Origin of the sequence: Polaribacter sp., assembly GCF_049276715.1 — a bacterium.
GTDB lineage: Bacteria > Bacteroidota > Bacteroidia > Flavobacteriales > Flavobacteriaceae > Polaribacter.
Genome location: NZ_JBASWY010000003.1, coordinates 20,137 through 30,912, shown reverse-complemented (window position 1 = coordinate 30,912; position 10,776 = coordinate 20,137). Strand labels below are relative to the sequence as shown.

Here is a 10,776-nt window from a genome sequence, read left to right as displayed (position 1 = left end):
TGCCAGACACTACTTTATTAGTTTCTGTAATTCAGTTTCCAAAATTCTTTACACCAAATGGAGATAGCCAAAATGATACTTGGGTTGTAAAAGGTGCCAATCAAACTTTTTATCCGAATGCAAAAATCAATATTTTTAACAGATTTGGAAAATTAGTTGCACAAGAACCTATTGATGGACAAGGTTGGAATGGAACTTCTCGAGGTAAATTAATGCCTTCTGATGACTATTGGTATGATATTATTTTAGTTCCAGCAAACACTAATAAACCAACTATCAGCAAAAAAGGTCATTTTTCATTATTGAGGAAATAGAAAACTATGAAAATTTATAGCACTTTACTTTTTTTGCTACTAACTGTTTGCATAAGTGCTCAAAGAGAAGCTGATAACTGGTATTTTGGAAACAAAGCTGGCATCAGCTTTAAAAATCCTAGAACTGATATTTTAATTGATGGAGAAATGAATACTCCTGCAGGTTGTGCTTCCATTTCAGACAGCGAAGGAAACTTACTTTTTTATACAAATGGTGAAACTGTATTTAATAAGAATCATGAAATAATGGAAAATGGTGATGATTTAGCAACAACCATCGAAAACACCCAAACCTCCATTATCATTCCAAAACCTGGTTCTGTTGAAAATTTTTATATTTTCACTACCAAAACTGCTTCTTCCACAAACCCAATATTAAACGAAGGTACTTATCTATCTGAAATAGAAATTACAGCACAACACCCTTTAGGGAGAGTTTTATATAAATATCAACCTATTAGAGATTCTGCAGCAGAAAAGGTAACAGCTGTGCACCATGCAAATGGAAGATCGATTTGGGTAATTGTTTTTGGTCCAGTTTCTAGAATTGCAAATACACCTCTAGAAACTTTTACAGTATTCGAAATTGGAAATTCAGGAATAGTTTCTACCCTTGAATCCAAACACGAAGAAACAACTTCTAAAGCTGGAGCAATGAAAGTTTCTCCTGATGGAAAATATATTGCTGTTGCAGATTATGGAGAAACCAATATAGATTTGTATAATTTTAATAACGAAACAGGAGAAATTTCTCTAAAAGAAAAGATTTTTACAACCACATCACTTGGTAGTCCAAAATCTGCTTATGGTTTGGAATTTTCGGCAGATTCTAAAATTTTATATTATACAGCAGATGTAATTCCAAATAGATTCAGCAGCATCAATCAATATCTTTTAGTAAATCCATTTCCCAACGATCAGCTTTTTAATGTTAAATCACAAATATTTAGTTCTTCAACAGTTTATTTTGGGAGTTTACAATTGGCAAGTAATGGAAATATTTATGTAGCCACTTATGTAAATGGTGAAGACTCTATTTCTTCTTCAAAAAAACTGACCGTTATTGAAAATCCTGAGAGTTTAAATCCAACAATTAGACATTTATCCGAAGATTTGCAAACAGGAGCCTCTTTTAAAGGATTGCCTAACTTTATTCAATCGTATTTCAGAAACAGAATTATCACCGAAAATAAATGTGTCTTCGATACTTTTAATTTCGATATTGATTCGTATGCACCTATTACAAGCATCATTTGGGATTTTGGTGATGGCAATACATCAACTCAAAGAACGCCTAACCACCAATACCAAACACCAGGAACCTATATTGTGAAAGCAGATATTAGAATTAATGGCAATGTAAACGCTATTTTTAAAGATGTTCGAGTTTTTGCTCTTCCTGAGTTAAAACCAAATGTAACTCTGGAACAATGTGATATAAGTAATGATGGAGTAGATGTTTTTGATTTGTATGATATTGAAGATAGAATAACCAATCCAAATTTGAATCTTGAACTACATTTTTATAGATCTTTAACCAACGCTCAAAACGATATTGATAGAATTCCAAATCCTAATAATTTTGAAAACCAAAGCAATCCTCAAGAACTTTTTGTAAGAGCAATAAGTGAAAATGGATGTGAAAATGTGAGTAACTTCTTTATTCGAACAACTTTCGTAGATTTAGGAAATATTCCTCCAATGTTTGTTTGTGAAGATTCTGACGGTATTTTAAATAATGGAGAAGGTTTATTTGATTTACAAAGAAAAGGAGTAGATTTAAGATTGATGTTGAACGTTGCTAGAACATCGAAGTTACGGTTTTATAAAAATCAAACAGATGCACTAACAACAAGCAACGAATTACCAGAAGATTTCATAACTGCAACCACAACTATTTATGTAAGAGTGGATAATGATACAGGTTGTGGAGGAATTGAGCCCATCAATTTAATTGTGAACGCTAATCTTAATATAAACTTACAAGACACATACACCATTTGTTTCAATCCAAATTTAAAACCACCAGTAATCATTAGTGGAGATGCTATTAACAATCGTTTCGAATGGAGAAACAGCAATGGAACTATTGTTAGTATTGCCAAAGATTTTACACTAAATGCTATTGGCGAATTTTCGTTAACGGTTTATAAATCTGAAAATGGTATTGCCTGTTCTGTTAGAAAAGATTTTGTAGTTGTAAATCCTGAAATAGCTGTTTTCTCTCAAATAGACGTAAATACAGAAGATGAAACGAACAACACAATTTCATTAAATGTTATTGGAAACAGCAATTATGAATTCTCATTAGACAATACAAACTTCTCTGGAAATGGAACCTCATTTACATTCACAAACGTGGAAGCTGGTTTAAGAACAGTTTACGTAAGAGATATCAATAATTGCGAAGAACCCATACAAACCAATGTTTCTGTGATTGGTTTTAAAAAATACTTTACACCAAATGGTGATGGTGATAACGATTTTTGGAATATTAAAGGTTTAACAGCAGCTAATTTTAAATCTGTAAATGTTTCTATTTTCGATAGATATGGGAAAATAATTGGTGCTATTACAAATTTTAATTCTCAAGGTTGGGATGGCTCTTACAATGGCAAACTTCTAATTGCCAGCAATTATTGGTTTAAAGCAGAAATTATAGATAAAGATGATAATGTCATTAAAGAATCTGGAAATTTTAGCTTAATTAGAAACTAAAAGTTTTAAGAGTATCCTTATTTTTACAGTATGGAATTTACCTTAGTATCAGATTTTTCTCCAACTGGAGATCAGCCAGAAGCCATCAAACAACTTTCTGAAGGAATTATCTCTGGAGAAAAATTTCAAACTTTATTAGGTGTCACTGGTTCTGGTAAAACATTTTCTGTTGCAAATGTGGTAGAAAAAGTTAAAAAACCAACCTTGGTTTTAGCTCATAACAAAACGTTGGCTGCCCAATTATATTCAGAATTTAAACAGTTTTTTCCTAAAAATGCTGTAGAATATTTTGTTTCTTATTACGATTATTATCAACCAGAAGCCTATATTCCTGTTACAGGAACTTATATAGAAAAAGATTTATCTATCAATGAAGATATTGAACGTTTGCGTTTAAGCACAACCTCTTCCCTACTTTCTGGCAGAAGAGATGTTTTGGTAGTTGCCTCAGTTTCGTGTTTGTATGGTATTGGAAATCCTACAGAATTTAAGAAAAACATAATTCCTATTCATAAAGATCAGCTTATTTCTCGAACAAAATTTTTGCATCAATTAGTGCAAAGTTTGTATTCTAGAACCGAAGTAGAAATAAAAAGCGGAACATTTAAAGTAAAAGGAGATGTTGTTACCATTTATCCTTCTTATGGAGATCATGGGTACAGAGTTCATTTTTTTGGTGATGAAATTGAAGAAATAGAAGCCTTCGATTTAGAGAATAATACTGTTTTAGAAAGCTATCAAGAGCTTACTATTTATCCTGCAAATCTGTTTGTAACTTCTCCAGATGTTTTGCAAAATGCCATTCATCAAATTCAAGAAGATATGATGAAACAGGTCGATTATTTCAAAGAAATTGGCAAACATTTAGAAGCAAAACGTTTAAAAGAACGCACAGAATTCGACTTAGAAATGATTCGTGAATTAGGCTATTGTTCTGGAATTGAGAACTATTCAAGATATTTAGATGGTCGTGAACCTGGTACAAGACCTTTCTGTTTGTTAGACTATTTTCCAGACGATTATTTAATGGTGATTGATGAAAGTCATGTAACAATTCCTCAGACTCATGCCATGTATGGAGGAGATAGAAGCCGAAAAGAAAACTTGGTAGAATATGGTTTTCGTTTGCCAGCTGCAATGGATAATAGACCTTTAAAGTTTGAAGAATTTGAAGCCATCCAAAACCAAACAATATTTGTTTCTGCAACTCCAGCAGATTACGAATTGCAAAAAACAGAAGGTGTTTTTGTAGAACAAGTAATTAGACCAACAGGTTTATTAGACCCAATTATCGAAATTCGTCCAAGCATCAATCAAATTGATGATTTAATAGAAGAAATTCAACTTCGAGTAGAAAAAGATGAACGAACTTTAGTAACTACTTTAACCAAAAGAATGGCAGAAGAATTGACCAAATATTTAACAAGAGTAGATATTCGTTGTAGATATATTCATTCTGATGTAGATACTTTAGAGCGCGTGCAAATTATGCAAGATTTACGCAAAGGTTTATTTGATGTGCTCATTGGTGTAAACCTTTTACGAGAAGGTTTAGATTTACCAGAAGTATCTTTAGTTGCTATTTTAGATGCTGATAAAGAAGGCTTTTTAAGAAGTCATCGTTCCATAACCCAAACTGTTGGTAGAGCTGCAAGAAACGTAAATGGTTTGGCAATTTTATATGCTGATAAAATTACAAACAGTATGCAAAAAACCATTGATGAAACTGATAGACGAAGAGAAAAACAAATAGCCTACAATACAGCCAATAACATTACTCCTACTCAAATCAATAAAAAAATTGATGATACTTTGTCTAAATCTGCCATTTCGAGTTATCATTATGACAATGCCATACAAAAAGCTGCAGAGCAAGATTTACAATATTTACCAAAAGAAGAAATAGAAAAACGTATCAGAGAAAAACGCAAACAAATGGAAGCTGCTGCAAAAAGTTTAGACTTTATTGTGGCTGCAAAATTAAGAGATGAAATTGCTGTTTTGAAGGAAAGTATTTAAGTTAATTTAGTTTGTTTATAATCTCTAAAAAAGATGAATTCGCTTAATTCAAATTTAAAAATGTTTTGCACTTTGTGTATCCGTAATCAAATATTTAAAAACTCTAATAGATGAAATAAAAAGCCTCATAATTGTGAGGCTTTTTATTTATAAAATATTTTGAAATTCTTAAGCCTGTAAAACTTCAGCAACTTTATCTGCAGCTTCTTGAAATTCTGTAGCAGAAATAATTTTCATTCCAGAATTATCAATCAATTCTTTTGCTTCTTTAGCGTTTGTGCCTTGTAATCTGCAAATAATTGGCACTTTTATTTTATCACCCATACTTTTGTAAGCATCTACAACACCCTGTGCAACTCTGTCACAACGCACAATACCTCCAAAAATATTCACTAAAATTGCTTTTACATTAGGGTCTTTTAAAATAATACCAAAAGCAGTTTCAACTCTCTGTGCATCTGCAGTTCCACCAACATCTAAAAAGTTAGCAGGCTCTCCTCCAGATTCTTTAATTAAATCCATAGTTCCCATTGCCAAACCAGCTCCATTTACCATACAACCTACATTTCCATCTAAATCTACATAATTTAAACCAGCAGCTTTCGCTTCTACTTCAATTGGGTTTTCTTCACGTAAATCGCGCATTGCTGCATAATCTCTGTGTCTGTATAAAGCGTTTTCATCTAAAGAAACTTTAGCATCAACTGCCATAATTTTATCATCAGAAGTTTTTAAAACAGGATTTATTTCAAACATAGAAGAGTCTGAGCCAATGTATGCTTTGTATAAGTTTGTAACAAACTTGGTCATTTCTTTAAAAGCATTGCCAGACAAGCCTAAGTTAAAAGCAATTTTACGTGCTTGAAAAGGCATGATTCCTAATAAAGGATCAATTTCTTCTGTAAAAATTAAATGTGGCGTTTCTTCTGCAACAGTTTCGATATCCATTCCACCTTCTGTAGAATACATAATCATATTTTTACCAGTTGCTCTGTTTAATAAAACTGACATATAATATTCTTCTGGCTCAGAATCTCCAGGATAATATACATCTTCAGCAACCAATACTTGATGAACTTTTTTACCCTCTGCAGAAGTTTGAGGTGTAATTAACATCATTCCAATAATTTCATTTGAGATTTTTTCTACTTCAGCTAAGTTTTTTGCCAACTTAACTCCTCCTCCTTTTCCACGACCACCTGCGTGAACTTGCGCTTTAATTACGTGCCAACCTGTACCAGTTTCTGCTGTTAACTGTTTTGCAGCTTCTACTGCTTCTTTATGGCTACTTGCTACAATTCCTCTTTGAATTCTAACTCCAAAACTGCTTAAAATTTCTTTTCCTTGGTATTCGTGTAAGTTCATTTGTGTTACTTTTAAAAACGCTCAAAAATACAAATTCAAATAAGAAAGTTTCTATTTTATTTGATAAAATTATAACAATAAAAATATTTCAAAAATTTGATGCCAAAAAACAAAAAAATCAGCATTAACCTAAGTTTAAACTCCTAATTGGCATTTTAAACGAATACAAATTCAATTTTCTTTAAGATTTAATTAACATAATAAACTGTAACATATTGAATTTTATGTTGTCTTTATTGACAATTAACAGCATCCTATAGATTTTACTCTGAAAGGAGAAATAGATTAGAAAGATGTTACATCACCAATCAACCAAAAAGTTAATGTTTAAAAAAATCTTTCTATTGCTTATTGCTGTATTTATGATACATCAGTTAAAAGCACAAAACAGGGAAAATCGAAAAACTATTAAAACTACTAGAATTACGGAAGCTCCAAAAATTGATGGACTTTTAGATGAGGAAGCATGGAAAAATGCTGAATTGGCTACAGACTTCGTAATTTTTAGACCTGCCAATGGAAAGGCAGTTTCTGCAGAATACCAAACCATTGTTAGAGTAATCTATGATGACAATGCCATTTATATTTCTGCAGAAATGTTAGATCCAGATCCAGAAAACATTCCTAGCGAATTTGCAGTAAGAGATAATTTTTCAATTTCAGACTTTTTCTTGGTGACCATCAACCCAAATGACGATGGTCAGAATCCTTTCGAATTTATTGTGCAAACTACAGGAAACCAGGCAGATTCTAAAGTTTCTAATGGAAATGAAGATTTTAACTGGAGTGCAGTGTGGGCCAGTGCAGCAAAAATTACAGACAAAGGTTGGAACGTGGAAATGGAAATACCCTATAGAGCACTGCGTTTTGCAAACAGACCTATACAATCTTGGGGATTTAATTTTCATAGAAGATTAGAAAAATTAAACGAACAACATACTTGGACACATATTGATAATTCTGTGGGAAGATGGACACAATATGATGGTTTAATTGAAGATTTTAGAGATATTAAACCCACTACAAGACTTAATTTATATCCTTATGCATCTGCAACTACAAATACATTCGAAGGAAATACAGAATTCGATTGGAGTGTGGGGATGGATATAAAATATGGTTTAACAGATAATTTTACACTAGATGCCACCTTAATTCCAGATTTTAGTCAAGTTGGTTTTGATGATGTTGTGCTAAATTTAGGTCCTTTCGAACAACAATTTACAGAGCAAAGACAATTTTTTACAGAAGGCACAGAACTATTTAATATTGCTAATCTATTTTATTCAAGAAGAATTGGTTCCTCACCTATTGATCAATTTAATGTTTCTAGCACACTTTCTGCAGACGAAGAAATTATTGATTATCCTGGAAAAGTAACCATGTTAAATGCTATTAAAATTTCTGGAAGAACTAAAAAGGGATTAGGTATTGGTTTTTTTAATGCCATAACTGAAACCACAAATGCAACCATTAAAAACAATAATACTGGCGAAATTAGAGAAGAAGTAATCGATCCTTTTACAAATTTTAATATTTTAGTTTTAGACCAGCAGTTTAATCAAAACTCAACAGTTTCTTTAATCAACACAAATGTTACCAGAAATGGCAGTTTTAGAGATGCCAATGTAACTGCATTCGATTGGCATATAGAAACCAAAGACAGCAAATACAATGCAGATGGTTCTTTTAGAATGAGCAACATTTCTGATGATGTAAACAACCCAAATACGGGTTATACTTTCGATAATAGTTTTGGATACAATTCTGGACATTGGTTTTGGGAATTGGGTTACAACTTCGAAAATAAAGACTTTAACCCTAACGATTTAGGAATTTTGTTTAGCAACAATCAACAAACACTCTATGGAAATGCAGGTTGGAGAACTTTACAACCAACCAAAAAATTTAATAGATATAGTTTTAACTATTATAATCAATTAAATTTTCAACATTTTTCTGGAGTTTACACAGGTTTTAATGCAGGTTTAAACTTTAATGCACAAACAATCAATCGTTTTTCATTTGGTGCAAATTTAAATTACGGCTCAGAAGAAAAAGATTTTTTCGAACCCAGACAAGGAACTACAAGTGGCGTATATTTTCTACAACCAGAAAGAAAAAATATGAATGTTTGGTTCGAAACAAACTCACAAAAAAAATTAGAACTATTTGCAAGCACTTATTTTTCAGACTATACTAACAACCCAAAACTGCAATATGGTTTTAGTGTAGCACCTCGTTATCGATTTAACAATCAATTTTCTATTAGATATCGCATCAATTATAACAATACAGACGATGATCAAGGGTATGTTTCTGAAGATTCTAACAATATCATTATCGGTTTTAGAGATCGAAAAAGTTACACCAATACTATTTCTGGGAAGTATAGTTTTAGCACAAATTCATCTCTTTCATTAAGTTTTAGGCATTATTGGAGTTCTGTAAAATACAATTCTTATGGTAATTTAAATGCTGATGGAAGTTTAGACCCAAACACAACTTTTATTGGTAATGATGTAAACTTTAATAGCTGGAATTTAGATTTGAATTACATCTGGCAATTTGCACCTGGAAGTCAGTTAATTGCGTTTTATAGAAATTCTATTTTTAATGAAGATGCAAACTCGAACTTAAACTTTTTCGAAAATTTAGACAACCTTTTTCAGCAATCGCAAAGACATACGTTCTCTGTGCGTTTTGTGTATTTTATAGATTATAATAATTTAAAAAATATTTTTTAGAGTTTATAAAGAAGAAAAGAACAACTTTTATGCATCGTTCACAATGAATTATTAAAGTATTACTTTACGAACTTTGCATTTTTCTTTGCGTCTCTGCGTTTAAAAAGTTTCTTTTTTATACTTTCGTTGCTCAGAATTTGAAATATGATTATTGGAAAAAACATCCATAAATATTATGGTGATGTTGAAGTTTTAAAAGGACTTGACTTACATATAAAAAAAGGAGAAATAGTTGCTATTGTGGGTCCTTCTGGAGCTGGAAAAACAACTCTTTTACAAATTTTAGGTACTTTAGACAAACCTTTAAAGGAAGAAGATTTTGAATTAGTAATCAATAGCATTTCTTTAAAAGACTTATCAGATAAACAATTATCAGAATTCAGAAATAAACACATAGGTTTTATCTTTCAATTTCATCAATTATTACCCGAGTTTACAGCTTTAGAAAATGTATGTATTCCTGCTTTTATTGGTAAAAAGTCTAAAAAAGAAGCAGAAATAAAAGCCAAAGAATTATTAGACTTTTTAGGATTATCTCATAGAATAAACCACAAACCCAGCGAACTTTCTGGTGGTGAACAGCAAAGAGTGGCAGTTGCAAGAGCACTAATTAACAATCCTTCTGTTATTTTAGCAGATGAACCCAGTGGAAATTTAGACAGTGCTTCTGCAAAAAATCTCCATGAATTATTTTTTAAACTGCGTGATGAATTTGGGCAAACATTTGTGTTAGTTACCCATAACCAAGAATTGGCAAATATGGCAGATAGAAAATTAACCATGAAAGATGGTAAAATTCTTTAATTTTTGATGACCCAAAAACAGCTCAAAGAATTTTTAGATGAAAAAGTTGTGTTGTACAACAATCCTAAATTTATTGAGTCAGATCCTATACAAATTCCACATACGTTCTCTAAAAAAGAAGACATTGAAATTGCTGCATTTTTAACAGCTACTATTTCTTGGGGAAATAGAACCATGATTATAAAAAATGCAATTAAAATGATGGAATTGCTAGACAATTCTCCCCATGATTTTGTTTTAAACCATCAAGAAAAAGATTTAGAATCATTTCAAAATTTCGTGCACAGAACTTTTAATTATATTGATTTTCAGCAATTTATAAAATCATTACAGCATATTTATAAAAATCATGGAGGTTTAGAAAATACGCTTTTAATTAAAGATAATTCTAAAACTTACCAAACTGCAATTCATCAATTTAAGCAACTTTTTTTTGAAGTTCCTCATCTGAAAAGAACACAGAAACACGTTTCAGATCCTTTAAAAAATTCTGCTGCAAAACGCATAAACATGTTTTTAAGATGGATGGTTAGAAATGATAAAGCTGGTGTAGATTTCGGAATTTGGGAAACTCACAATCCTGCGAATTTATCTTGTCCTTTAGATGTGCATTCTGGAAATGTTGCTCGAAAATTAAAATTACTTTCCAGAAAACAAAACGATTGGAAAGCATTGTTTGAATTAGACAAAAATTTAAGAAAACTAGACAAAAATGATCCTGTAAAATACGATTTTGCTTTATTTGGATTAGGTGTTTTCGAAAAGTTTTAAATAATTTTTTAATTACATTCAATTTTTCAATTGTAAAA

The 10,776-nt window shown here is 31.3% G+C and carries 7 protein-coding genes; 6 read left to right on the top strand and 1 reads right to left on the bottom strand.

Features of this window, described 5'->3' with window-relative positions; translation table 11 throughout:
- The 3 genes from WAO74_RS00405 to uvrB form a co-directional block, all read left to right on the top strand.
- On the top strand, positions 1-314 hold a 314-nt coding region (locus WAO74_RS00405), incomplete at its 5' end, for a T9SS type B sorting domain-containing protein (protein WP_422158746.1).
- A gap of 6 nt (positions 315-320) precedes the next feature.
- Positions 321-3,032 (top strand): T9SS type B sorting domain-containing protein, encoded by a 2,712-nt coding sequence (locus WAO74_RS00400; RefSeq protein WP_422158745.1) that lies wholly within the window; start codon positions 321-323, stop codon positions 3,030-3,032.
- A gap of 30 nt (positions 3,033-3,062) precedes the next feature.
- Positions 3,063-5,051 carry an excinuclease ABC subunit UvrB gene (gene uvrB, locus WAO74_RS00395; RefSeq protein WP_422158743.1) on the top strand — a complete coding sequence of 663 codons (1,989 nt, stop codon included), beginning with the start codon at positions 3,063-3,065 and terminating at the stop codon, positions 5,049-5,051.
- 168 nt (positions 5,052-5,219) lie between these two features.
- Here uvrB and sucC read toward each other — a convergent pair whose 3' ends face one another.
- Positions 5,220-6,416, bottom strand: coding sequence for an ADP-forming succinate--CoA ligase subunit beta (gene sucC / locus WAO74_RS00390; RefSeq protein ID WP_422158742.1), 1,197 nt, complete (start codon positions 6,414-6,416; stop codon positions 5,220-5,222).
- A gap of 323 nt (positions 6,417-6,739) precedes the next feature.
- On the opposite strand from sucC, the gene WAO74_RS00385 reads away from it, so the two are divergent.
- The 3 genes from WAO74_RS00385 to WAO74_RS00375 all read left to right on the top strand — a co-directional run bounded on the left by WAO74_RS00385 (position 6,740) and on the right by WAO74_RS00375 (position 10,738).
- On the top strand, positions 6,740-9,163 hold the full coding sequence (locus tag WAO74_RS00385; RefSeq protein WP_422158740.1) for a DUF5916 domain-containing protein: 2,424 nt from the start codon (positions 6,740-6,742) through the stop codon (positions 9,161-9,163).
- Positions 9,164-9,307: 144 nt separating this feature from the next.
- Complete coding sequence (locus WAO74_RS00380; protein WP_422158738.1) at positions 9,308-9,967, top strand: ABC transporter ATP-binding protein; 660 nt, start codon at positions 9,308-9,310, stop codon at positions 9,965-9,967.
- Positions 9,968-9,973: 6 nt separating this feature from the next.
- Entirely contained in the window at positions 9,974-10,738 is a 765-nt protein-coding gene (locus WAO74_RS00375; protein WP_422158737.1) for a TIGR02757 family protein, read from the top strand.
- Positions 10,739-10,776 lie beyond the last annotated feature (38 nt).